The organism is Pseudovibrio axinellae (assembly GCF_900110875.1).
Taxonomy (GTDB): Bacteria; Pseudomonadota; Alphaproteobacteria; order Rhizobiales; family Stappiaceae; genus Pseudovibrio; species Pseudovibrio axinellae.
The window spans coordinates 585,599-609,176 of sequence record NZ_FOFM01000001.1; the positions used below are offsets into that span (position 1 = coordinate 585,599).

Here is a 23,578-nt window from a genome sequence, read left to right on the forward strand (position 1 = left end):
CCAGACCTTGCACTTGTAAACAAGCTCATCTCATCACTGATAGGGCATTAGCTAATACAGGTTTCATGCCTGAACTGAGAGAGTGAGAGGACGCATAAGTCTGCCAGTTTCCTCAGCTCGTCCTCGCTTGTCCCATCCTTAGCTTGAATGGACATTCCCTGTATTGTTGCACCAACGAAAGCTGCAAGAGATTGCAGGTCTGTACTCTCCAAAAATTGAGAGCGGCAACTCACCAGCTTGTTGTAAATAGCTGCAATTGTAAGGGAACGGCGGCCTTCCAAATTATCGGAGAGTGCTTTTTCGCTTTCCGCGCGCTCCACCAGTCCGGTGGAAATCATGCAGCCAAGCGGGTGACTGGATGCTGTAAACACTTTTGCGCAGCTGTATAACACTGCTTTTATTGCCTTCACGGCATCATCGTGAGCGCCGAGCCCCTCAAGCATCTGCGTGCCATAGACATCAGCGTAGCGATCTAAAACCAGCAGGTAGAGGTTTTCCTTGGACTTAAACGCAGCATAAAGACTCGGAGGCGTTACGCCCATTGCGCCAACCAAATCACTGATTGACGTGCCCTCATATCCCTGCTTCCAAAACAATTCGCTAGCTTTTTGCAGCATCTCATCCTTGTCAAAACGACGAGGTCTGCCCCGCACTGCCTTTTTCTTTTCCATAGCGATCACTATAAATATAAACACCCATCACGCAAGCCCTTTCCCTAACAAAGCTCTGGCGTATGTCAGGCAGCGCCTGCGTTTCTACAGGACGGTTCTTGCTCTATTTCCTGTTCGATAAAACCCGCATTTCACGCTCACGAGAGCGGGCGATGGGATCCGGCGTCTCAGGCTGCGTATGTGGAGCCCCAGGATGACACATGCAAACGCTGTCTTGCGAGGCAGTTTTTTGCCAGACTTGCAATAAATTGGCAAAATCGCTTTCTAATGAGAAATCGTAAATCCCTGCAAATTCCTGATTATATCGAATGCCATAGCGTTGAGCTTGCCGCTTAAACGCCCAACTTAGGTAATTCAGAAACAGAGACTTAATGCGGTACGGGCGCTTCAAAACACCTTTGAGCGGCCCTCCACACTGGCGAACCCAACCTTGAAAGCCGACCGCGTGCAGCGCTCTTATGCAAGCGTTGCGGATTTGGGGAAACAAATGCACATGTTCATGACCGTCAACAAAATCTGGCAGTCTTCCAAAGTCACGCTGGAATATCGCGATCTGAGAGGCAATCTCAGCTTCAATCTGCCGTGTATCCAACAGATGTAGGTGTGACTTAAGTAAAAGCTGCTGCATTGTCGGAAGCACAGCCCAGCCCAAAGCGGTTGAAGAAGGTTTAAGCCAGTCGCCTGTGAGCGTGATGTGCAGCCCAATCTGGATATCGGGTCTTTTCTCGCTTAAATCCTTCAAGGCTTGTCGGTCAGTGGGCCAAGCCTGCGTGATAACCATACAGGACGTCCCGTGGATCTTGTTATTTTCAAGCAGCCACAAGATACTTTTGCTAATGCCCGACGTATAGGCATAGTCATCAGCGACCAGACGCATCGGCAACCTCTGGAGTTTTCGCCTGCAGGCTATGTTCTTCCGCGACAATGTAGATCGGGCGTTGCTTAATCTCCCGAAGCATGTGCCCCACATACTCACCAACGACCCCAAGAAGAATTAGTTGTAAGCCGCCCAAAAAGACTGTTGCGGTGAACAAAGATGAGTACCCAGGAACGTCGTTCCCCATCAAGAGCGCTGAAAGTACGATCCAAAACCCATAGACAGAGGCAGGAATTGCAATAGCAACACCCAAAAACATAGTGGCCCGAAGCGGTACCGTAGAAAAGGAAATCACACCTTCTGATGAGAGACTCAAAAGCTTGAGGAAATTCCATTTCGTCGTACCGGAAATGCGCTCCTTTGGCTCATATTCAATCGCACTTTGCTTGAAGCCGATCCAGGTGGAGAGTCCCTTGAAAAAGCGTATGCGTTCTTTACACGCCTTCATTGCTTCCAAGGCACGTGGTGAAAGTAACTTATAATCAGCTGCATTTGCAGGAATCTCAAATCTGCTACCTGAATTAATGAGCCGATAAAACACACCTACCATTTTCTGCTTGATTGGATGGTCCTGACGTTTGTTGTGAACGGCATACACAACATCATTGCCTTCAACTTTCCAGCGACGAACAAATTCTGGAAGCATTTCAGGTGGGTGTTGACCGTCACTATCAAGGAAAACGATCGCCCCTTTTTTGCAATGCTCTGTCGCAGCAACCAGTGCTGCTTCCTTACCAAAGTTGCGACTAAAGCAAACTGTTTTGACGCTGAAGGCCCCACTTGGCAGGCGGTTCATAAGTTCAACGCTACCGTCAGAGCTTCCATCATCGACATAGAGAATTTCAACATTTAGTGCGAACTGCGCCACCAACTGCTCGGCAACTTCACCAAGTTTTTGATGAAAAATCTCTAGAGATTCAACCTCGTTAAATACCGGCACTGCGATCGTGAGTGTGTTGTTGTGCATTTTTAATTCCCCACGCACGTTACAGCATCTAAGCCCGTTGCTGGCTTCAGCGTTGCAACCCAGACTTCAGGATGTTTTTTATAAATCTTGCCCCCTGCGGCAGGCCAGAGCATTTTTTGCAGGTCCGTCGCGCACATTCCAGCGACCATCGCCCTAGGCTTTTTGTAGTCAACATAAAGCGCCCCTTTTTGATGAAGGTCGCTCATATCTACCCAGGGAGCGTATTTAAGGCTCGCTTTTTCAAAAAGCGATGGCCGAACAGAACTATACCAAGCGACAGTTCCACCAGGCCAACGACTTCCCACTACATATTCAAAGGGTGCTGTTTCATGGCTGTACCAGTAGCTCTCCACGAGGCGCGCTAATTCTGGTCCATCATGTAGCATTCGGGCCGGCTTATTTTTTGCCAGCGGTGAGGCAACGAAGATAGCGATATAGACAAGCACTAAGGTGCCATACAGTGCAGCCCATGAAACCATAAAACGGTTTTTAAAGTCGCCCGATCCAGTCTCCAAGGCAGCAGCAGATATCCCAATCAGGCCGGCGAAAACAACACCAAGCGGAATCGACCACGCTGTTTTGATATCTGCACCAAGCACCATCGAAATGACGGTAATTACAAGAACTGGGCCAAGCGCTGCAAACATGAACGGGTCAGCCCAAACACGGTTCACGCCGGCCTTGATACGGGTAAGCGAAATTGTACTGATCCGCCTCCAGCCAGCAGCAATCGCTAATGCAAGCAACATTGGTGCAACAGAGTAAATGAACTCCACCACATAAATCAGCGGCATCAATATATGATCGAACCAGGACTTGTCGTCACTTCCCGATCGTCCCATGGCGTATTCAATGGGAAGAAAGTTGGAGTGCACTAACCATATAAGATGGGGTGTAAGCGCAATTAGGAATAGAAAGGCCGCCAAGTATGGACCTGGACGTTTCAGCAGGTCTCTACGTTTAAGAAAAACCCAAAGTGTCACAGTGATCAGAAAAACTCCGGCAATGTACTTCCCATACATACCACCGGCGCTTAGAATGCCGAAAAGGGCCCACCATCCCAGCTTATCTTTTTCTTCGGCTTTCAAAAACGTAAATACCATCCAGCCCCAGAATGGCAAAAAGCCCATATTTACGTTGTATTCAACAGCAGATATCGTCGTAAAATGGGTTAGGAACGCAGCAAGAGCTGTATACCCACCCGCTTTTGCACCAAACCGTTCTCGAACGATCAAAATTACCGGCAATATAGCCATCACCACACAAATCTGAGCGCTTGCAAAGATGAGCCAGTCGGCGCGCCCAAAGAGCTGGACAACAATGTCGATCATCCAAGCGGACATTGGTGGATGCTTAAAATAGCCCAGTTGCCATTCCTTGCCCCAATAGAGCGACTCCACGGCATCTAATGGCAAATTATGGGCGAATATCGACGATATCACCGTAAAGACAAATACATGCAAAACAAGAATTGATAAAATAAACCAAGATGAGCCGATATTCACCTTGCTGAGAGCACCTTTCTGAAAAGAATGACCTCGCCTCTCAATATTTACGTCCATAACACCAAAATAAATCCAATAGATCCCAAAGCAAAAGGGATAAAATTACACTGAATCAACAACCATGTTTTCAGGGGGAGCAAATATCATGAGCAGCGCACAATCTCCACTTTGTTTTAAATAGTTTTGCCACCCATTTTGAAAGATGGACAACAAAGTTGTATTTTCGCCACCCAAGAGCAATGGGCTGCTCGGGAACGCGCCGTTTGTGACAGAACCTATCAATTGAGAGCGCAGTTCGCTTCAGCTTAAAGCTATAAGGAAACTTTGGGTGCATTTCATCGCAGCGACCGAGCTTAGCGCTGACGGTCTTTGAAAAAGCGGAGGTGTCGAGCAGTTTGGAACGCTCGAAATCACAAGCATATAGCGATAGGGCTCGCCTACGCGAATATTGTTGAAGATTGCACCAAGGGGAAAAGTGGTGCCCGAAGGCGGATTCGAACCACCGACACGCGGATTTTCAATCCGCTGCTCTACCAACTGAGCTATTCGGGCACTTTCTGCTGGTCCGGTGTGTTTTCCGTCCCGCGAATGTGAGCGTGTTATAGGGTGGGAAATTTCTCCTGTCCAGCGCCCTTGAAGAGTTTTCCCAAAGCCTTTTAGCGGCTTAGCAAATTTTATTTACTGAGCAGAAAAAGCAGATGCACGAAACCACGCGCATCCGCAACAATCGCAGCATCAGGCCGTTTGTAGTGCTGGGGCTACATCAACCCAGGCTGCTTGATCATGAGAAAGAGCCATCGCGTGTACGAGCCCCTCGATTGAAATACCTTTTTCAAAGTCGATCAAATGGCTCTTATGACCTTGCAAGCTCATAAGGATTTCATTGACCTCTATAATCTTTAGATCGTTGAAGCCCAGTCCATGACCTGGTGCTGGAATAAAGCGGTCGTAGGGCGGGTGTGCTGGGGCTGCCAGTATAGTGGTGTACCCCTGCTCTGCCGTATTGCCTTGCGCTTTATAGACCTTCAATTCGTTCATGCGCTCCTGATCATAGACAATGGAACCTTTGGAGCCAAAGATCTGAATTGCAATGCGGCCCTTTCGGCCCCATGCAGAACGATTGAGCTGGAGCGTGCCATTGCCGCCGTTTGACAGCTCAAACATCACCGTGGCTGCGTCATAGGTTTCAACGCTCTTCTGGTTGCCAGCACAATCCTTTCGGCTCGCATAGGGCTTGGTCATGTGGCACATGACTTTTTCGATGTGCAAATCCAGCGCGACCAGCAAAGATATGGTGTGAACGCCAAAGTCATCCAAAGCGCCATAGCCCGATGCAGCGCCACTTTTAATGCTCCATATGTCGTCGGGGTTCGCCATAAAGTCTTCGTCCATCTCCAGACGGACCTGAAGCACATCGCCAATCTCGCCCGCACTTAACATATCGCGGATACGGCGCATCAAAGGGTTTTGGATGTAGTTGTAGCCAAGGAATGTTTTCTTGCCGGACTTGCGAGCTGCCTCCAACATCTTTTGGGCATCTGTAAATGATGGTGCCATGGGCTTTTCGCAGTAAACGTGTTTACCTGCCTCTAACGCCTCAATAGCCATTTGCGGATGAAATTGATTTGGCGTTGTGATCGAAATGATCTGGATATCGGGGTCAGACAACATATCACGCCAATCGCCCGTTGACCTGGCAAAGCCAAAGTCTTGTGCGCGCGCCGCTGCCAGCTCCTCATTCACTTCAGCCAGAGTGACCAATTCAGGCTTTAGCTCACCGCCAAACACGCCAGATACCGCATTCCATGCCAGAGCATGGCATTTGCCCATGTACCCGGTGCCAATCAGACCTACGCCGATTTTACCCATCTCAATTTTCCTGAAAGCGCCCGTGGAAACGGGACTTGCTAAAACAAAGGAGCGGTACACTTATGCGCACCGCTCCTGAGGTAGGCTCATTAGACTGTGCCGCCCAACGAAGCCTCCAGGCTGGCAAGTTCTTGCCCACCAGCCATTAGATCTTGCAGTTCCTCGGCGGTGATCTCACCCTTTTTGGCGGTGCCAAGGGTTTTGCCCCGGTTCAGAACCGTGAAGCGGTCCCCGACTGCCATGGCGTGGCGCACGTTGTGAGAGATAAACACAACACCCACGCCTTTTTTGCGGACCTTATCCATGGTTGCCAACACGTTTGACGTCTGGCGCACACCAAGAGCAGAGGTCGGCTCATCCAAAATGAGGACCTTAGCACCGAAGTAAACCGCACGGGCGATCGCCACCGTCTGGCGTTCACCACCGGACAGCGTCCCTACGGCCTGATCTGGCTCACGCAGGCGAATTCCCATCTTTGCCATTTCTTCCATAGTAACTGCGTTGGCTTTCTTCAGGTCATAGTACTTGAGCGGGCCGAAGTTTTTGGTCGGCTCATGTCCCAGCCAGAAGTTGCGCGTTATCGACATCAGCGGGATCATAGCAAGGTCTTGGTGCACAGTGGCAATGCCTGCATTCATAGCATCGCGCGGGCTATCAAAGGCCTGCTTCTTTCCGTCCACGAATATCTCGCCCGTGCTTGGCTTGTGAACGCCAGACATGGTTTTGATGAATGTGGATTTGCCTGCGCCGTTATCCCCCAGCAAACAGTGAACTTCGCCTGGCATCACAGAGAAGGAAACACCTGCCAGAGCAATGACTGACCCGAAGTGTTTTTCAATGTTCTTCATCTCAACAATGGGTGTCGACATGTTTAGCGCTCCCCTGTTACGCGCTTGCGGATCATGTTGTTAAACAACACCGCGAGCAGCAGCATGGATCCAAGGAAGACCAGATACCAATCCTGATCAATATTGGTGTAGCTGAGGCCGATCAGCACCATACCAAAGATAATGGAGCCGAAGAACGCGCCGATTGCAGAGCCGTAACCACCGGTGAGCAAAGAGCCGCCAATAACTGCTGCGATGATCGCCTCAAATTCCTTTTGGAACCCACGACGTGCATCTGTAGAGCCTGCATCCATGACAGTGAGGATCGCAACAAGTGCTGCACAACATGCTGTGAACATGAACAGGTACATTTTAACCCTGCGCACGGGCACACCGGAGTTGCTGGCTGCACTGCTGTCGCCGCCGGAGGCGAAAATCCAGCTGCCAAAGCGGGAACGCAGCAAAATCCAGGTTGCAACACCTGCAAGAAGTGTGAACCAGATAATCTCGACTGGAATGCCATCCACTTTCGGCTTGCCTGACTTGAACGTGTCAACCAGACCATTTTCGGCCAGCCAGTAGAACAGTGGAGTGAAGGCTTCGCCGCTAAAGAAATCAGCAATCCAGCTGCCTTCAACCTTCTCACGAACGCCGCGCAGCTGTGTTGAGCCGCCTGTTGCTGCCTTAAGACCAACAAGGGAAAGGCCGCGTAAAATAAACAAGAATGCCAGTGTCACAATAAAGGATGGCAAGCCTGTGCGAATAACGATTTGCCCGTTCACAGCCCCCATGGCTGCAGCAACCATAAAGGTGACTATGATTGCAGCATAAAGAGGCAGCTCAAATGTCACCATCGCCGCGCCAAAGATAAGGCCTGTAAATGCCACCATGGACCCAACGGACAGGTCAAACTCTCCGCCTATCATGAGCAAAGCGGCGCCAATTGCCAAAATGCCCAGCTGGGAAGCTGGTGTCATAAAGTTCAAGAACCCCGCAAGAGAGAACATTTTGGGGTCTGCAGTGAAAGCGAAAAAGATAGTTACGAGAGCAAGACCAGCAAGAGCACCAAGTTCCGGGCGTTTCATAAGCCGGGAGATGAGTGAGACGTTTTTTACTCTTTCGTCCGTGCTCTCAACAGCAAGGTCGGACATATTTATTACCTCAGTTTGCACGAATGAGAGGGATAGGTTGTATCCCTCTCAAAGCAAAGCTCCTTAACGGATGCCTTTTGCGGACAATTCAACAACCTGGCTTGCTTTTTCAGCAGTGATAAGGTTTGGACCAGATGGGACATTACCACCTGGAATGAGGCCGTATTCTGCATTCAAAGCAAGGAAGATGACTGGCAGATAACCCTGAAGGAACTGCTGCTGATCGACCGCAAACGCTGCTTTACCTTCGGAAACAGCCTTCAGGAAGCCTGGAGACAAGTCAAAAGTAGCAATATTTACAGAACCAGACAGGCCAACGGCTTCAACAGCTGCAACAGCTGGCTCGCCTACAAGCGACGCACCAAGCGCCATGATGGTGTCGATGTCTTCGTTGGATTCCAGGGCAGCTTTGATCTTCGCTTCAACTTCAGCTGGATCATTGCCGGTTGGAACAACAGTGACGTTACCACCAAAACCTGCTGCAAAACCTTCACAACGCTGATCAAGAGCAACGTTGCCAACTTCGTGGTTTACACAGATACCGGTGTCTCCCCCCATCTTCGCCAGTTTTGCACCAGCAGCCTTGCCAGCATCAAACTCGCCTTGTCCCACATGCAAAAGAGCACCAAGTTTGGCTGCAACATTACTACCGGAGTTCATGGAGATCACCGGAATACCGGCTTCAACAGCCTTAGTGATTGACGGCCCGAGCGCATCACCATCAGGAATAGAAACAACGATCCCATCTGGCTCCTGCACGATGGCAGCATCAATCAGCTGGCTCATGGCCACCATGTCGAACGTTTCCGGAGCGCGGTAGGAAACATTTACGCCGCTGTCTTTTGCTGCTTTGTCTACACCGTTCTTAACAACTGACCAAAATGGGTCGTTTGCCTGCCCGTGGCTGACGACAATAATGTCGGTGGCCATTACAGCAGGTGCAACCAAAATCGCTGCTGCAGCTACGCATGCACGTAAAGTCTTTTTCATATAACCTCCCAAGATTGGCCTATGCCAATTTTAAAGTGGGGTTTCCCCCAATTTGAAATCCAGCGATCATCTCGTCCACGATCATCAGAATTTCGAACGCGTAAGCGTCTCTATTGTAGTGCCGAGCTGTCCCACCAGCGCATGCCCCCCTCTTCATCATTATAAAAGCGCAAGCCTGTTTGCGCCAAACCCCCAACCGGGAAAGCAAATAACAATGTCAAAGGACAGAGCACGAATATTAGGCCTTACAATCGCAGAATTTATCTAAATTTCGCAAATTCAGAAAATTCGTTCCATATTTATAGAACGTACATTGCGATCTTTCAAGTTTTGGAATAGATTTTTTTCATGACACAGAATTTAGACGCAATTAAGCCCGACGCTCCCTCAGATTATGAGAGCCTCAAGACTCGAATAAGTACTCTTTCGGACAGCATGCCCAAGCGCCTTATGCAGTGTGCAAGATACGCTTTGGCCAACCCCGACAGAATCGCGCTCGGCACCACAGCTGAAATTGCCAGCGCTGCAGGTGTGCAGCCTTCAACTCTTGTGCGCTTTGCACAGACGCTCGGCTTCGACGGCTTTTCTCAGATGCAACAGATCTTCCAGGGGCAACTGGTCGGCCGCAATAATGAATATACAGAGCGCCTGACGAAGATCCGCGAAAGCGGCACCAACACTCCCGGAGGCATCCTTGGCAACTTCGTAGAACGCTCCAAACAATCTCTCGACGATCTGGTTCGGCAGGTAGACACGGCAGCACTTGAAAGAACGATCGAGGCGCTCTCTAGTGCAGAAAACATACATTTATTGGGATTAAGGCGTGCCTACCCGGTTGTCAGCTACCTGCATTACACACTGGGAAAGATGGGTGTGAGAACGAACCTTTTGGAATACACGGGCGGCATCTTGGAGGAGCGCGTTCAGTTCATCAACGAAGGTGACGCTCTGTTTGTTGCGACCTTCAGTCCCTACTCTCCAGAGGTGGTCGAGTTTGCAAGCAAGGCCTTTGGACGCGGCGTCGCGGTGGTCTCTTTGACAGACAGTGTCCTGTCTCCGATTGCCCGTGTGTCGTCGACAGTTTTGGAAGTTAACGAAGCTGAACACGGTGCGTTTCGATCACTCTCCACAACCATGTGCCTGGCCACTTCCATCGCCGTTGCAGTGGGCGACGCACGTAAGTGGACCTCTCTGTCCTAGAGTATCTTTATGGAATCAACACGGAGCGCAGAACTAGCGAAAATTGGAATTGAACCTCATTGGACTTTAGAATGAGGCTCATTCTATTTTGAATAAATATTCTACTTGTGATTATTTTTAGAATATGTAATCTTTCAGAAAATGCTAGTATCTGATTGGGAGAATACGTTGAAACCACTAGATGTCATCACAATCGGCCGGTCATCGGTTGACCTGTATGGGACACAGGTCGGCAGCCGACTTGAAGACATGGCTTCGTTCAATAAGTATGTCGGCGGCTCACCAACCAATATGTCAGTGGGAACAGCTCGTCTGGGCCTGAAGTCTGCGCTTATTTCCCGCGTTGGGGACGAGCATATGGGCCGTTTCATTCGCGAACAGCTTGTTAAAGAAGGCGTCTGTGTTGATGGGCTTGTTACCGACAAGGACCGACTGACCGCACTTGTTCTTCTTGGCATTCGCGATAAAGAACAGTTTCCCTTGATTTTCTACCGCGAAAACTGTGCTGACATGGCGCTGTGCGAAGATGACATTGATCCAGACTTCATTGCACAAGCTGGCTGTATCACTGTCACTGGTACGCACCTTTCTCACCCAAAGACTGAAGCAGCTGTTTTGAAAGCGCTTCGTCTTGCAAAAGAGAATGGCGCTCGCACTGCGCTGGACATTGATTACCGTCCGAACCTTTGGGGTCTTGCTGGTCACGGCGATGGTGAAGAACGCTTCATCGCATCTGCTGAAGTGACTGCAAAACTTCAGGGGCATTTGCACCTGTTCGACCTGATCGTAGGAACAGAAGAAGAGTTCCACATCGCTGGCGGCTCTACCGATACGCTTGAAGCACTCAATACGGTGCGCAACGTTAGTAAGGCAGCACTGGTATGCAAGCGCGGCCCAATGGGCGCGGTGGTGTTTGAAGACGCGATTGCACAAAGCCTTGATGCAGGTAAGTCCGGTCCGGGCTTCCCGATTGAGGTGTTCAACGTTTTGGGCGCAGGTGATGGCTTTATGTCTGGCTTGCTGCGCGGCTGGCTGAAGGACGAGAGCTGGGAGACCACCCTCACCTACGCGAATGCTTGTGGTGCGTTTGCCGTGTCACGCCATGGCTGTGCACCTGCTTACCCAAGCTGGGAAGAGTTGCAGTGGTTCCTGGATAACGGCTCCAGCGAACATGCGTTGCGCAAGGACAAGAAGCTTGAGCAGATCCATTGGTCCACGAACCGCAAGGGCCGTTGGTCCAATATGAAGGTGTTTGCCTTCGATCACCGCTTACAGATTGAAGACATAGCTGCCAAAGTTGGCGCTCCTGCCCACAAGATCCCTGAGTTTAAGGAGCTTTGCCTTAAAGCTGCTCAACAGGTGCGCGCTGGCGGTGATGATTACGGTATTTTGTGCGATGGCCGCCTGGGGCAGGAAGCCCTCTTTAAAGCCACGGGTTCCGGTCTTTGGATTGGCCGTCCGGTGGAGCTGCCAGGCTCTCGTCCGCTAGAGTTGGAAATTGGCCCTGACTTTGGCACCCAGCTTTCTGAATGGCCACGAGAGCACGTGGTCAAGGTGCTTTGCTTCTACCATCCTGACGACAGTGCAGAGATGAAAGCCAACCACGAAGCGACAATTTTGCGTCTGGCCCATGCCTGCCGTGAAAATGGCCTTGAGTTCTTGCTGGAGGTCATTCCATCCAAAGTCGGTCCAGTCAATGATGACACGACAGCCGATATCATCCAGCGCTTCTATGATTTGGGCGTTTATCCAGATTGGTGGAAGCTGGAGCCGTTGAAGAGCGATACTGGCTGGGAAAAAGCTTGTGCTGCTGTAAAGAGAAATGACCCTTGGTGCCGCGGCATCGTTGTTCTTGGTCTTGATGCACCTGCTAAAGAGCTGGCTGCAAGCTTTAACGTTGCCGCTCGTCATGACCTTGTAAAAGGCTTTGCTGTTGGGCGCACCATTTTTGCGCAGGCTGCAGAGGAGTGGCTTGGCGGTCAAATTACTGACGCGCAAGCCATTGCAAACATGGCTGCTAAGTTTGAAGGCCTTGGGAATGTCTGGGAGCAGGCCCGAGCGGATAAGAAAGAAGTTGCATGAGCACGATCAGACTAACAGCCGCACAGGCTCTGGTTCGCTATCTAGCAGCCCAAAAAACGCCTGATGGAGACAGCTTTATTGCTGGTGTCTGGGCGATTTTTGGTCACGGGAACGTGGCTGGTCTTGGGGAAGCACTTTACCACGCACAAGATGAGCTGAAGACCTATCGCGGGCACAATGAGCAAGGTATGGCACATGCTGCCATCGCTTATGCAAAGGCCTCCAATCGCCGCCGTGCGATGGCCGTGACCACATCCATTGGACCGGGAGCCGCCAATTTGGTGACGGCAGCTGCTCTTGCACACGTAAACCGTCTTCCGGTTTTGTTGTTGCCGGGGGATGTGTTTGCAAACCGCGCTCCTGACCCTGTTCTACAGCAGCTTGAAGATTTTCAGGATGGCACAGTCAGCGTGAACGATTGTTTCCGCCCTGTGAGCCGCTACTACGACCGAATTCAGCGCCCTGAGCAGTTGTTAACGGCACTGCCACGCGCCATGGCTGTTTTGACTGATCCTGTTGAGTGTGGACCGGTTACGCTGGCCATGTGTCAGGACGTGCAGGCTGAAGCTTATGACTGGCCGCTCAGCTTCTTTGAAGAGCGCACTTTGTCCTTCCGTCGCCCTGCCCCTGATACAGACGAGCTGGAGCGGGCGAGCGCTGCTATTCGTGCTGCGAAAAACCCGATGATCATTGCTGGCGGCGGCGTGCACTACTCTTTGGCAACAGATGAGCTGAAGAACTTTGCTGAAGCACACAATGTTCCGGTTGCTGAAACTCAAGCAGGTAAATCTGCCCTGCCGTGGGATCATGCCCTGAACCTTGGCAGTATTGGTGTAACAGGCTCGTCTGCGGCTAACGCTGTGGCAGAAGAAGCAGACCTCATCATTGCTGTTGGCACACGATTGCAGGACTTCACCACCGGCTCCTGGGCTTTGTTCAAGAACCCTGATCGCCGCATCCTGCAGCTGAATGTCGCGTCATACGACACCGGCAAGCACAATGCTCTTGCGCTTGTGTGTGATACCCGTGTTGGTCTGGGTTTGTTGAGTGAGCAGCTGGACGGCTGGAAAGCAACGGCGCAGAGCGAGGCACATTTGGCCAAGTGGATGTCGATTGTTGAGGCAGCCACGGCAGCTCCCATTGGCAATGATTTGCCAACGGATGCGCAGGTGATCGGCGTTGTACAGCGTACAACCAACGAGAACACCACTGTTGTGTGTGCTGCTGGTGGTTTACCCGGCGAGCTGCATAAGCTTTGGAAGACAGCCAAGCCAGGTGGCTACCACATGGAATATGGCTTCTCTTGCATGGGTTATGAAATTGCCGGTGGTCTTGGCGTTAAGATGGCAAAGCCAGATGACGAAGTTATCGTGATGGTTGGCGATGGCAGCTACATGATGATGAACTCTGAGCTGGCGACCTCTGTCATGTTAGGTCACAAGATCATTGTGGTTCTGCTGGACAACCGTGGTTATGGTTGTATCAACCGTTTGCAAATGGCGACCGGCGGCGAGAACTTCAACAATTTGCTCGACGATTCCTATCATGTTGAGCCGTCCAACATCGACTTTGCAGCACATGCCGGTTCCATGGGAGCAATCTCGGAGCATGTTGCAAACATTGATGAGCTGGCGGACGCGATGGAACGCGCCAAAGCAAGCACCAAGTCCTACTGCATCGTCATTGACACTGACCCGCTTCCAACCACACAAGGTGGTGGCCACTGGTGGGATGTGGCTGTGCCGGAAGTGTCTGTACGCAAAGAAGTCAATGAAGCCCGTAAGGGTTACGAAGTTGCGCTGGGTGATCAGCGTTTGGGAGACTAAAGCCAATGATCCGTTATGGAACCAACCCCATTGCATGGAGCAACGATGATGATCTTAATCTCGGTGCCCACATTTCGCTAGAACAGTGCCTGCGCGAGACTGGCGAGATTGGCTTTGACGGCATTGAAAAGGGGCACAAAATGCCACCCGAGCCTGCGGCCCTCAAAGCTGCGCTTGATCCGCATGGTCTGGCTTTTGTGTCTGGTTGGCACTCTTTGAACCTGCTGGCGCATAGCGTTGAAGACGAGAAGAAGGCAATCCAGCCTCACCTTGACCTGTTGAAGGCGATGGGTTGTCAGGTTTGCATCACCTGTGAAACCTCCAATGCGATCCATAGCGCTGATGATACTGCGCTTAATGACAAGCCTGTGCTTGCAGATGATCAGTGGGAGAAATTTGGCGCTGATGTAGAAGCAATCGCAACCTACTGTGAACAGCAGGGTATTGCGCTCGTCTACCACCACCACATGGGCACAATTGTGCAAACCGGCGAAGAGATCGACCGGTTCATGGACGTCACTGGCCCGAACACCTACCTGTTGCTGGACACCGGCCATGTCTGGTTTGGCGGAGCTGATCCGGTAGAGGTTGCCAAAAAGCACATGGCGCGTGTGCGTCACCTGCATGCAAAGAACGTGCGCCCGACCATTCGTGAGCAAGTTGAAGGCGAAGGCCTGAGCTTCCTTGAAGGTGTACGCCGCGGCGTCTTTACCGTTCCTGGCGACAAAGAGGGCGGTGTTGATTTTGAACCTGTCCTTAAAATTGCAGCAGAACATGGCTATGAAGGCTGGTTGGTGATTGAAGCGGAACAGGACCCTGATCAGCGCAACCCGTTTACCTACCAGAGCATGGGCCTTAAGGCACTTCGCCAAATGGCTGTGAGCGCTGGTCTTGATCAAGGGGTATCAGCATGAGCAAGCTTCTCGTAAAACCATCTGGCACTGGCGACAAGGTGCATGACATCACGCCAGAAACTGCCAATTGGGGTTACGTTGGCTTTGGTCTTTATCATCTTGAAGCTGGCGAAGACGCTAGCGAACTGATGGTTGGCAAGGAAGCAATCCTTGTGATTGTAGAGGGCAAAGCCAGCATCACATCCGACGGGCAGGACTTTGGCACTCTTGGCGAGCGCATGAACGTGTTTGAACGTGTGAAGCCATGGTGTGTTTATGTTCCTGCCGGTGCACGGTGGAGCGCAACAGCCAAGACCAAACTGACACTTGCTGTTTGCAGCGCCCCTGCCAAGGATGGCAGCTACCCTGCCCGCGTGATCGGCCCTGATGACGTACCAAGCGTGGAACGCGGTGTTGGTTCCAACACCCGTTACATTCACCCAATTGCGATGGAAGATCAGGACTTTGCTGAAAGCCTGCTGGTGACTGAGGTTTATACCCCTCAGGGCAACTGGTCCTCCTATCCTCCGCATCGCCATGATGAAGATAACTTCCCGAATATGACTTATCTGGAAGAGACGTATTACCACCGTCTGAACCCAGATCAGGGGTTCGGATTCCAGCGTGTCTTTACTGAAGATGGTGAGCTTGACGAAACCATGGCGGTGTCCAGCGGGGACGTCGTTCTTGTACCAAAAGGCCATCACCCCTGTGGTTCGCCTTACGGCTATGAGATGTACTACTTGAACGTAATGGCTGGTCCGATGCGCAAGTGGCGCTTCCAGAACCACCCTGACCATGACTGGATTGCACAACGCGACGCAAAACCTGTCGACGCATAATATTGCTCTATTGAAAGATACAACATGACTGTTTCAATTGGCCTGTTGGGAGCTGGCCGTATTGGCAAGACCCACGCAAAAGCAATCAACCAGCTGGATAATGCCAAGCTTGTAGCTGTTTATGACCCGTTTGAAGCTGCTGCAAAAGACATTGCAGCGCAAACCGGTGCTCGTCTGGACAGCCTGGATGCCATCATGAATGATCCGGCAATTGATGCCATCATCATCGCAACTCCGGCAGACCTGCATTCAGATCAGATCGAGCAGGCAGCGCGCGCTGGCAAAGCGATCTTCTGTGAAAAGCCGATCGATCAGCACAGCGATCGCATTCGTGCATGTCTTAAGGTCGTTGAAGAGACCGGTGCAAAGCTGATGGTTGGGTTCAACCGCCGCTTTGATCCAAACTTTGCCGAAGTGAAGCGTCAGGTAAAAGCCGGTGTTGTTGGTGATGTAGAGCTGGTACAGATCACATCGCGTGACCCTTCCCCGCCACCGGCCGACTGTGCTGCACATTCCCCTGGGCTGTTTAAAGACATGATGATCCATGACTTTGATATGGCACGCTTCCTCCTGGGCGAAGAAGTGAGTGAAATGTCCGCCATGGGCAGTGCTTTGTTTGATACCGCAATTGGCGAGTCTGGCGATGTGGACACTGCCTCTGTGATGCTGAAAACTGCAAGTGGCAAGATCTGCACCATTACCAACTCGCGCCGCGCAACTTACGGCTACGACCAGCGCATTGAAGTGCATGGGTCCAAGGGAATGATAAGCGCTGAGAACATGCGCAACACAACTGTAACCGTTGCAAATGGTGATGGTTACACTGTGGAGCCACTCATGGACTTCTTCATGGAGCGCTATGAGGCTGCTTATCGCATCGAACTGACTTCATTTGTTAATGCGCTCAACGACGGGACTGCAATGTCCCCAAACGGTTTTGACGGCCTGAAAGCCCTCGAACTAGCAGAGACAGCAGCCGCAGACGTTGCAAAAGCCCGCGAACTGGCAAACTCCTAAGTTCGGTTTGTAGCAGGATACGAGAAAGGGCCGGTTCAAGGATGAACCGGCCCTTTTTGTTTGCGTGATGTAAACTGCCTCAAAAAAAGAAACCTACCTAGACTACAAACCAAATGAAACAAAACCCAATCAATTAGAATAGCGCAGGTCAACCTTTCACTAAGAACTTGTTTACCGCAATCCTGTAAGAATTCTCTGATAAGTTATGGATTTTGCAGATGACCTTTTCCCTTCCTTCAGCTGCTATTTTTGTCAACCGCAGACTAAAGAGCTCCGAGTCTTGGCGGTTTGCAGTATTTAGCATCATTACACCAAGCTTCGTATATATACTTTCAAGTATTTACTATGCACCGATGCGCGTATCAAACATACTTGCTCTAGGTTTGGTCTTATTTCTCGGAATCTTTGTTCACAGGTTCCTTTTCCTCCTTCTGCTTGCATTCACGATGATCGTTGACGGCGTATTGTTTTCTGCCAATTACTTTCAGATGTCACCAATGATGATTGTTGATTCAGTCCATTACCTGAACAAGCTCGATTTATTTGCGTCAATTACTTATTGCGCCGTATTTTTCTTCTTCCTAGTGAGCTTGATCTTTACTTACAGGGTCACGCAGCGCGCCAAGCAAAACCGGAAACAGTTGAGTCTTTATCCGCTCTTCATGGTCTTGTTTACATATGCAGGGGTTGATTGGACCCTAAATGCCCCTTCTCATTGGGAGCTACGAACTGAGAGTTTCTTATCAAATCCTTTTGATCCAGTTGAAGATGCAGCAACAATTCGTGCCAACTTAAAGCAGCAAATAACCTCTACGACACAACCTGATGTTCTGATCGTGATAGTTGAAGGACTAGGGACCTTCAAAGAGGGCAGAAAGCAAGAGCAAATCTGGGGACCGCTCCTCGATACTGATTTGAAAGAAACCTATTCAGTACAGTCGGGTAGTACAGAATATATTGGTTCCACCTCCTCTGCAGAAGCGCGTGAGCTTTGTAATCGTTTAGCTGATTACCGAGATTTCCGTGATCGTGGAACGGTTGCATGCTTGCCACGCATAGCCCTTGCTTCAGGGTATAAAACAGCTGCCTTCCATGGTTTTTCAGGAGCGTTCTTTGAACGATTTGATTGGTACCCAAAAGTTGGTTTTCAGGAGTTAAATTTTCTGGAAAACTATAGCGGCCTAAAGCACGCCAATGAACTCCCTAAGTGTGGTATCACATTTGAAGGATTATGCGATGCAGACGTCGCCCGAGCAGTCAATAACTTCCTTCATCAGGAAGATTCAGCACCTAAATTTGCATATTGGCTCACGTTAAATTCGCATAAGCCAGTTGGTTCTGGTGAAGTCCCGGAACGTTTAGGGTGCAAAAATGGTGGCGTTTTCAAAGATCAGGAACTCTGCCGTATGGCAGAGCAATGGCTAAATATCTCTCATCTTGTCAAAGGAATTGCGCTTGATCCACGCCTCCGTTCTACAGAAGTCCTTTTGGTCGGTGACCATCACCCACCATTATTTACACGTCATGGACGAAATCAGTTCGAAGCAGGTAAAGTAGCTTGGTTACATCTGAAGCCCATTAACGACAACAAACGGCAGATTCCAGCTACAAGCCCTGACCGGTTGTCTATGTAGAAAGTGAGTTTTCTTTACGCTTCATCAGGCGAGGAGCAAAAGGAGGCACTTTGATCCTTCTACTCCTCTAGTCTGATATTACCCTACTGCTGCCTGTCGGCGGACGGTGGCGATGCGGAAGCGGTTGGCGACGTAGGCTCCGTCTGTGAGGCTGGCATTGCCTGCCGGATTGGCACCGGTGACGTGGAAGTCTGAGTAGGCTGCTGACTGGTTCACGTAGATATTGCCTGTAAGATTGACGGAGAGCGGTGCGCCTGCCCATGCATAGGCATCAACCGCCTTGTCGATCACATCTTCACTGGTGGAATACAGAGCTGCAGTGATTGCGCCGTGGCTCTTGGCTGAACCTGCTGCACGAGCGATTGCATCATCAATGTCATCACACGCGATGATGAAGGAGATCGGCCCAAAACGCTCTTGCATGTATGCTTCTTCGTTTTTGGAATCGACTGCAACCACGGTTGGTGTTGCAGAACGAGCGCCATTCATGCCTTCCACAGGCTCAGAAGAACGGATCAGCTTGCCCAGCTTTCCTGCTGCAAAAATGCGATCTAGCGTCGTTGGGTTCTGGACGGCACCTAGAATTGCAGCCGCACGAGCGGGGTCTCCCAGAAGCTTATCAAGAGAGACCTTGATCGCCTCAGCCACTTCCTCAAAGCTCTTCTTACCGTCATTGGTTTCTATACCATCGCGCGGAACGAAAATGTTTTGCGGAGTGGTGCACATCTGGCCTGAATAGAGCGACAAGGAGAACGCAATATTGCTCGCCATGCCGCGCAGGTTATCCGTTGAGTGAATGGTAATCGCGTTTACACCTGCTTCCTCGGTGTAAACTTGCGCATTGCCTGCATTGTCTCGCACCCACTGACCAAAGGTGTTGGAGCCGGTAAAGTCGATGATGTTGACCTCTTCGGAACTGACGAACCCTTTGGTTTTTGGGTTGTCCGCGGTGTCAGCGGCCAGCATCAGAACATTTGGATCAAAGCCCGCTTCTTTCAGGACCTCTCGGCCAATCTGGATTGTAATCGCCATTGGCAGGATTGCCATCGGGTGTGGTTTGATGATGACAGAATTGCCAGTCACCATGCTTGCGAACATGCCCGGATAGGTGTTCCAGGTTGGGAAGGTTGCACAACCGATAACCAATGCAACACCGCGTGGCACAACGCGAAACTTCTTGTCCAGCACGATCGGATCATGTTTGCCCTGCGGCTTTGTCCAAGTCACCTCTTTTGGTGTCTGGGTCATTGCGTCATAGGCATAGGCAACTGCTTCCAGGCCCCTGTCCTGGGCGTGTGGGCCACCTGCCTGAAACGCCATCATGAAGGCCTGACCAGATGTATGCATGACAGCATTGGCGATGAGGAAGGACTTTTTGTTGACGCGATTGAGCATTTCCAGCGCTACGCCAACACGGTCTTCGACAGATGCGCTCGCCCAGCTTTTTCCAGCAGCTTTTGAGGCAGCAATGACATCTTCTACCGAGGCATCCTCATAGGTAACACCCAAGGCTTTACCGTAGGGCGATGTTTCTGCACCAACCCAGTTGCCGTTTGTAGGCTGGCCCAGCGCAAACGGTTTGTCCATAAGCGCTTCAAACTCAGCAGCCTGATCATCCTTAGCGGTCTCGCCATAGATCTTACCCGAAGCGATCTCAGGGTAAGCGGACCAGTAGTCGCGAGCTTTACTTGTCTTTACTGCCTGGAAAAGAGTGTCTTTGTGCGCTTCAAAAAATTGAACCATGGTTCCTCCTCGAATGACCTGCGGGTGCCGCTGGGTCTCTTCGACCAATGTGTGAGCTGAATTGCGATTGACAGCGATTTCACTTAGAGTCAATAATTAACCGACCGGTCAGTCATTTCAAGCAAAAATTGCTAGAACCATCGACCAGCCTACGAAATGTTTAGGTATCAAAGCTGCTCTCCGCCTGAATTTGGGAGTTCATTGGGAGCATTTTGGTGGTTCACTGAAGCTTGTCGACTGACTTAACTGGAGGGAGAGACAATGAGCGATACGAGCGTCATTTCCGAGCAGAGCATTTTGGTGGATGTAAAAGACACCTACCACGTGATTACACTAAACCGCCCTGACAAGCTGAACTCGTTTAACGATGAAATGCACCGCGCACTTTACGCTGCGTTGGAGGCAGCAGATGCTGATGAAAGCTGCCGTGCAATCTTATTGACAGCCAACGGCAAGGGCTTTTGTGCAGGGCAGGATTTGGGTGACCGCGTAAAACCCAGTGCCGATGCTCCGCCGCCTGATCTCACCCAAACCATCGGGGCCTACTATAATCCCCTTATTCGCAAGCTGTCATCACTCACCATTCCAGTGGTTTGTGCTGTGAATGGTGTCGCTGCCGGGGCTGGGGCAAATATTGCGATGGCGTGTGACATTGTTGTCGCTTCTGAAAAAGCCAAATTTATTCAGGCCTTTGCCAAGATCGGACTGGTACCGGATTCAGGTGGGACCTACTTTCTGCCGCGCCTTGTGGGTTCTGCTCGCGCCCGTGGCCTCGCGCTGCTGGGAACCCCGATAAGTGCTGCGCAGGCCCAAAAGTGGGGCATGATCTGGAAAACTGCCAGTGCAGAAACCTTTCTTGAAGAAGCAACGACGATGACGCAAGAGCTTTCCGTTGGCCCAACAGTTGGTCTGGGCCTTATCAAGCAAGCGCTCATTGCCTCTGAAGACAACAGCCTAGATGAACAGCTTGATCTGGAATGCGATTATCAGGGTCAGGCGGGACGGACACCTGACTATCTTGAGGGCGTCACTGCCTTCATGGAGAAACGTGCTCCAAAATATTCAGGTAAGGCTTGATGAACAAACAGGAATTGGCGGAGGCCGTTGCGGCCTCCATGTGGGCAGAAGATGAAGCAACCCGTGCCTTGGGCATGGAGCTGGAGAAGATTGCACCCGGTCAGGCAACGATTTCCATGCGGGTCGTGCCCAGCATGACCAATGGCCATAAAACGTGTCACGGCGGATACATCTTCACCCTTGCAGACAGCGCATTTGCATTTGCCTGCAACAGCCACAACCAGCGAGTTGTCGCGTTTCAATGCTCCATAACATACCTGGCGCCTGCTCATGAAGATGATGTTTTAACGGCGACGGCAGAGGAAATTACCGTGCTTGGTCGTTCCGGCATCTACGACATTCATGTGAGCAATCAGGACGGCGACCGTATTGCAGAATTCCGCGGAAACTCGCGCACCGTCAAGGGTGTTCATATCGAGTTACCGCATTGATTTATTGATAGTTACCAGCATTTGAGGAGGAGAAAATGTTGGATATTGCTGAGCGCGGGGCTAGTTTAGACCCTATTGAAACGGCCAGTCAGAGCGACCTTGCTGCACTGCAGTTGGAGCGCATGCGATGGTCGCTTACACACGCATATGAGAACGTAAAGTTCTATAAAGACAGTTTTGATGAAGCTGGCGTGCATCCTGATGACCTGCAGGATCTGTCTGATCTTGCCAAGTTTCCGTTTACGACCAAGCAGGATCTGCGCGATCATTATCCATTTGGGATGTTTGCTGTTCCGCGTGAGGAGATTTGCCGTATTCACGCCTCTTCCGGGACGACGGGTAAGCCCACAGTGGTTGGCTATACCAAGAAAGACATTGAGACGTGGGCCAGTGTGGTTGCGCGCTCCATTCGTGCAGCTGGCGGCAAAGCAGGCGATAAAGTTCATATCGCTTATGGCTATGGTTTGTTTACTGGCGGTCTTGGCGCCCATTACGGTGCAGAGGCAGCGGGTTGCACAGTCATTCCAATGTCCGGTGGCATGACAGAGCGTCAGGTGCGGTTGATTGAGGACTTTAAGCCTGAAATCATCATGGTAACGCCCTCCTACATGCTTTCCATTTTGGATGAGTATCGTAAGGAGGGTCTTGACCCGCGCAAGAGCTCTATCAAGATCGGCATTTTTGGTGCTGAACCATGGACCAACTCCATGCGCGAAGAAATCGAGCAAGCGTTTGATATGCACGCGGTGGACATTTACGGCCTTTCTGAAGTGATGGGACCAGGTGTGGCGCAGGAGTGTGTGGAGACCAAGGATGGGCTGCATATCTGGGAGGACCATTTTTACCCCGAGATTATCGACCCGGTGACGGGCGATGTTCTTCCCGATGGCTCTGAGGGTGAGTTGGTTTTCACCACGCTGACCAAGGAAGGCCTGCCGATCATCCGCTACCGCACACGCGATCTGACGCGCTTGCTGCCGGGAACCGCCCGCAAGATGCGACGTATGGAGAAAATCACCGGCCGGTCAGACGACATGATGATCGTGCGCGGTGTGAATGTCTTCCCGACGCAAATCGAAGAGCAAATGTTGCGCTGTGAAGGCCTGTCGCCCCATTACCAGATTGAACTGCGCCGTGAAGGACGCATGGACAAGCTTATGGTCAATGTGGAAGCGACAGAGGCTGCGCAGAACGAAGCTGAGCGCAAGGCAAGCGCGAAAGAGCTGGCGGTTCATGTGAAAAACAACATTGGCATCTCGGTTGGGGTAGACGTGGGCCTACCCAATTCCATAGAACGAAGCCAAGGCAAGGCTAAGCGGGTTGTAGACCTGCGGCCCAAGGAAGAATAACGGACTATAGCATGGCGCGCACCAGAGCAGCGGATTATGACGACAAACGCAAATCCATATTGAGGCTATCGGCGCGCGCTTTTGCGCAGCATGGCTACGACAAAACATCCATGGCGCAGATTGCGAAGATCTGCGGTTTTTCCAAAGCGCTTCTTTACCACTACTACGAGAACAAGGAGGCGCTGCTGGTGGATATCATCGGCACTCATCTTGAAGAGCTAGTGGAGGCGGTTGAAGGGGCTATCACTCAAGAGCAGTCGCCATTGGATCGCCTTAGGTCCCTCGCCCGCACGCTTTTGGTGGCTTATGAGGATGCTGACAGCGAACACAAATTACAGATCAACGAACTCTCGTTTCTACCCATTGAAAAGAAACAGCGGATCATTGAACTGGAGCGCAAGCTGGTTGCCATTTTTGCCAAGGCCGTATGCGAGGCCAACCCGCAGCTCAGCGAGGGGGATGTTTTGGTGAAGCCGGTGACCATGAGCCTGTTTGGCATGCTCAACTGGTCTTACCTGTGGTTCAAACCTAATGGCGATCTCAGCCGTGAGGGCTATGCGGATCTGGTGGTGAACATCCTTCTCAGCGGGTCCCAGTCTATTCCCGGCACACACTCGTGATTGCAGC

General features: G+C 51.1%; 20 protein-coding genes and 1 tRNA gene. 11 read left to right on the forward strand and 10 right to left on the reverse strand.

What is annotated here, in order from left to right:
• Nucleotides 1-47 precede the first annotated feature (47 nt).
• The 9 genes from BMZ51_RS02620 to BMZ51_RS02660 form a co-directional block, all read right to left on the reverse strand.
• Entirely contained in the window at nt 48-671 is a 624-nt protein-coding gene (locus tag BMZ51_RS02620) for a TetR/AcrR family transcriptional regulator (protein ID WP_074881808.1), read from the reverse strand.
• A gap of 103 nt (nt 672-774) precedes the next feature.
• A complete protein-coding gene (locus BMZ51_RS02625) occupies nt 775-1,548 on the reverse strand; it encodes a ChbG/HpnK family deacetylase (RefSeq protein ID WP_068006274.1) in 774 nt (257 codons plus the stop codon).
• Nucleotides 1,532-2,515 (reverse strand): glycosyltransferase family 2 protein, encoded by a 984-nt coding sequence (locus BMZ51_RS02630; protein WP_068006272.1) that lies wholly within the window; start codon nt 2,513-2,515, stop codon nt 1,532-1,534. Before BMZ51_RS02630 ends, BMZ51_RS02625 begins: the two co-directional genes overlap by 17 nt.
• A 2-nt stretch (nt 2,516-2,517) precedes the next feature.
• Nucleotides 2,518-3,858: a glycosyltransferase family 39 protein gene (locus tag BMZ51_RS02635; protein ID WP_068006271.1), complete on the reverse strand. Its 1,341-nt coding sequence runs from the start codon at nt 3,856-3,858 to the stop codon at nt 2,518-2,520.
• A 638-nt stretch (nt 3,859-4,496) separates the two neighbouring features.
• A tRNA-Phe gene (locus BMZ51_RS02640) sits at nt 4,497-4,572 on the reverse strand.
• A 183-nt stretch (nt 4,573-4,755) separates the two neighbouring features.
• Complete coding sequence (locus BMZ51_RS02645; RefSeq protein WP_068006269.1) at nt 4,756-5,889, reverse strand: Gfo/Idh/MocA family protein; 1,134 nt, start codon at nt 5,887-5,889, stop codon at nt 4,756-4,758.
• Nucleotides 5,890-5,978: 89 nt separating this feature from the next.
• Nucleotides 5,979-6,758, reverse strand: coding sequence for an ATP-binding cassette domain-containing protein (locus tag BMZ51_RS02650; RefSeq protein ID WP_068006267.1), 780 nt, complete (start codon nt 6,756-6,758; stop codon nt 5,979-5,981).
• 2 nt (nt 6,759-6,760) lie between these two features.
• Nucleotides 6,761-7,867 (reverse strand): ABC transporter permease, encoded by a 1,107-nt coding sequence (locus BMZ51_RS02655; RefSeq protein WP_068006265.1) that lies wholly within the window; start codon nt 7,865-7,867, stop codon nt 6,761-6,763.
• Between the two features lie 63 nt (nt 7,868-7,930).
• The gene (locus BMZ51_RS02660; RefSeq protein WP_068006264.1) at nt 7,931-8,857 is read right to left on the reverse strand and encodes a sugar ABC transporter substrate-binding protein; all 927 of its coding nucleotides are present in this window, start codon (nt 8,855-8,857) and stop codon (nt 7,931-7,933) included.
• Between the two features lie 348 nt (nt 8,858-9,205).
• On the opposite strand from BMZ51_RS02660, the gene BMZ51_RS02665 reads away from it, so the two are divergent.
• The 7 genes from BMZ51_RS02665 to BMZ51_RS02695 all read left to right on the forward strand — a co-directional run bounded on the left by BMZ51_RS02665 (nt 9,206) and on the right by BMZ51_RS02695 (nt 18,351).
• The gene (locus BMZ51_RS02665) at nt 9,206-10,057 is read left to right on the forward strand and encodes a MurR/RpiR family transcriptional regulator (protein ID WP_068006262.1); all 852 of its coding nucleotides are present in this window, start codon (nt 9,206-9,208) and stop codon (nt 10,055-10,057) included.
• 141 nt (nt 10,058-10,198) lie between these two features.
• Nucleotides 10,199-12,139, forward strand: coding sequence for a bifunctional 5-dehydro-2-deoxygluconokinase/5-dehydro-2-deoxyphosphogluconate aldolase (locus BMZ51_RS02670; protein ID WP_082825625.1), 1,941 nt, complete (start codon nt 10,199-10,201; stop codon nt 12,137-12,139).
• Nucleotides 12,136-13,965, forward strand: coding sequence for a 3D-(3,5/4)-trihydroxycyclohexane-1,2-dione acylhydrolase (decyclizing) (iolD, locus tag BMZ51_RS02675; RefSeq protein ID WP_068006261.1), 1,830 nt, complete (start codon nt 12,136-12,138; stop codon nt 13,963-13,965). The genes BMZ51_RS02670 and iolD overlap by 4 nt, the downstream gene beginning before the upstream one ends.
• Before the next feature lie 5 nt (nt 13,966-13,970).
• Complete coding sequence (gene iolE, locus BMZ51_RS02680) at nt 13,971-14,879, forward strand: myo-inosose-2 dehydratase (protein ID WP_068006259.1); 909 nt, start codon at nt 13,971-13,973, stop codon at nt 14,877-14,879.
• On the forward strand, nt 14,876-15,700 hold the full coding sequence (gene iolB / locus BMZ51_RS02685) for a 5-deoxy-glucuronate isomerase (protein WP_068006258.1): 825 nt from the start codon (nt 14,876-14,878) through the stop codon (nt 15,698-15,700). Before iolE ends, iolB begins: the two co-directional genes overlap by 4 nt.
• A gap of 24 nt (nt 15,701-15,724) precedes the next feature.
• Nucleotides 15,725-16,717 carry an inositol 2-dehydrogenase gene (gene iolG / locus BMZ51_RS02690; protein WP_068006256.1) on the forward strand — a complete coding sequence of 331 codons (993 nt, stop codon included), beginning with the start codon at nt 15,725-15,727 and terminating at the stop codon, nt 16,715-16,717.
• A gap of 218 nt (nt 16,718-16,935) precedes the next feature.
• Nucleotides 16,936-18,351 carry a sulfatase-like hydrolase/transferase gene (locus tag BMZ51_RS02695; protein ID WP_068006254.1) on the forward strand — a complete coding sequence of 472 codons (1,416 nt, stop codon included), beginning with the start codon at nt 16,936-16,938 and terminating at the stop codon, nt 18,349-18,351.
• Nucleotides 18,352-18,429: 78 nt separating this feature from the next.
• Here BMZ51_RS02695 and paaN read toward each other — a convergent pair whose 3' ends face one another.
• Nucleotides 18,430-20,094 carry a phenylacetic acid degradation protein PaaN gene (paaN, locus tag BMZ51_RS02700; RefSeq protein ID WP_068006252.1) on the reverse strand — a complete coding sequence of 555 codons (1,665 nt, stop codon included), beginning with the start codon at nt 20,092-20,094 and terminating at the stop codon, nt 18,430-18,432.
• Between the two features lie 261 nt (nt 20,095-20,355).
• On the opposite strand from paaN, the gene paaG reads away from it, so the two are divergent.
• Genes paaG through BMZ51_RS02720 form a run of 4 tightly spaced genes read left to right on the forward strand, consistent with a single transcriptional unit; the run spans nt 20,356 to nt 23,571 of the window.
• Nucleotides 20,356-21,171, forward strand: coding sequence for a 2-(1,2-epoxy-1,2-dihydrophenyl)acetyl-CoA isomerase PaaG (gene paaG / locus BMZ51_RS02705; protein WP_203416159.1), 816 nt, complete (start codon nt 20,356-20,358; stop codon nt 21,169-21,171).
• A complete protein-coding gene (gene paaI, locus BMZ51_RS02710; RefSeq protein ID WP_068006248.1) occupies nt 21,171-21,602 on the forward strand; it encodes a hydroxyphenylacetyl-CoA thioesterase PaaI in 432 nt (143 codons plus the stop codon). Before paaG ends, paaI begins: the two co-directional genes overlap by 1 nt.
• A gap of 35 nt (nt 21,603-21,637) precedes the next feature.
• Entirely contained in the window at nt 21,638-22,951 is a 1,314-nt protein-coding gene (paaK, locus tag BMZ51_RS02715; protein ID WP_068006246.1) for a phenylacetate--CoA ligase PaaK, read from the forward strand.
• A gap of 11 nt (nt 22,952-22,962) precedes the next feature.
• Nucleotides 22,963-23,571, forward strand: coding sequence for a TetR/AcrR family transcriptional regulator (locus BMZ51_RS02720; RefSeq protein WP_068006245.1), 609 nt, complete (start codon nt 22,963-22,965; stop codon nt 23,569-23,571).
• Nucleotides 23,572-23,578: the final 7 nt, after the last annotated feature.

Bases quoted from the DNA above. Each gene is read 5' to 3' on its own strand.
- BMZ51_RS02620 (WP_074881808.1), bottom strand. From the start codon at position 671: ATGGAAAAGAAAAAGGCAGTGCGGGGCAGACCTCGTCGTTTTGACAAG.
- BMZ51_RS02625 (WP_068006274.1), bottom strand. From the start codon at position 1,548: ATGCGTCTGGTCGCTGATGACTATGCCTATACGTCGGGCATTAGCAAA.
- BMZ51_RS02630 (WP_068006272.1), bottom strand. From the start codon at position 2,515: ATGCACAACAACACACTCACGATCGCAGTGCCGGTATTTAACGAGGTT.
- BMZ51_RS02635 (WP_068006271.1), bottom strand. From the start codon at position 3,858: ATGTCCGCTTGGATGATCGACATTGTTGTCCAGCTCTTTGGGCGCGCC.
- BMZ51_RS02645 (WP_068006269.1), bottom strand. From the start codon at position 5,889: ATGGGTAAAATCGGCGTAGGTCTGATTGGCACCGGGTACATGGGCAAA.
- BMZ51_RS02650 (WP_068006267.1), bottom strand. From the start codon at position 6,758: ATGTCGACACCCATTGTTGAGATGAAGAACATTGAAAAACACTTCGGG.
- BMZ51_RS02655 (WP_068006265.1), bottom strand. From the start codon at position 7,867: ATGTCCGACCTTGCTGTTGAGAGCACGGACGAAAGAGTAAAAAACGTC.
- BMZ51_RS02660 (WP_068006264.1), bottom strand. From the start codon at position 8,857: ATGAAAAAGACTTTACGTGCATGCGTAGCTGCAGCAGCGATTTTGGTT.
- BMZ51_RS02665 (WP_068006262.1), top strand. From the start codon at position 9,206: ATGACACAGAATTTAGACGCAATTAAGCCCGACGCTCCCTCAGATTAT.
- BMZ51_RS02670 (WP_082825625.1), top strand. From the start codon at position 10,199: ATGCTAGTATCTGATTGGGAGAATACGTTGAAACCACTAGATGTCATC.
- iolD (WP_068006261.1), top strand. From the start codon at position 12,136: ATGAGCACGATCAGACTAACAGCCGCACAGGCTCTGGTTCGCTATCTA.
- iolE (WP_068006259.1), top strand. From the start codon at position 13,971: ATGATCCGTTATGGAACCAACCCCATTGCATGGAGCAACGATGATGAT.
- iolB (WP_068006258.1), top strand. From the start codon at position 14,876: ATGAGCAAGCTTCTCGTAAAACCATCTGGCACTGGCGACAAGGTGCAT.
- iolG (WP_068006256.1), top strand. From the start codon at position 15,725: ATGACTGTTTCAATTGGCCTGTTGGGAGCTGGCCGTATTGGCAAGACC.
- BMZ51_RS02695 (WP_068006254.1), top strand. From the start codon at position 16,936: ATGACCTTTTCCCTTCCTTCAGCTGCTATTTTTGTCAACCGCAGACTA.
- paaN (WP_068006252.1), bottom strand. From the start codon at position 20,094: ATGGTTCAATTTTTTGAAGCGCACAAAGACACTCTTTTCCAGGCAGTA.
- paaG (WP_203416159.1), top strand. From the start codon at position 20,356: ATGAGCGATACGAGCGTCATTTCCGAGCAGAGCATTTTGGTGGATGTA.
- paaI (WP_068006248.1), top strand. From the start codon at position 21,171: ATGAACAAACAGGAATTGGCGGAGGCCGTTGCGGCCTCCATGTGGGCA.
- paaK (WP_068006246.1), top strand. From the start codon at position 21,638: ATGTTGGATATTGCTGAGCGCGGGGCTAGTTTAGACCCTATTGAAACG.
- BMZ51_RS02720 (WP_068006245.1), top strand. From the start codon at position 22,963: ATGGCGCGCACCAGAGCAGCGGATTATGACGACAAACGCAAATCCATA.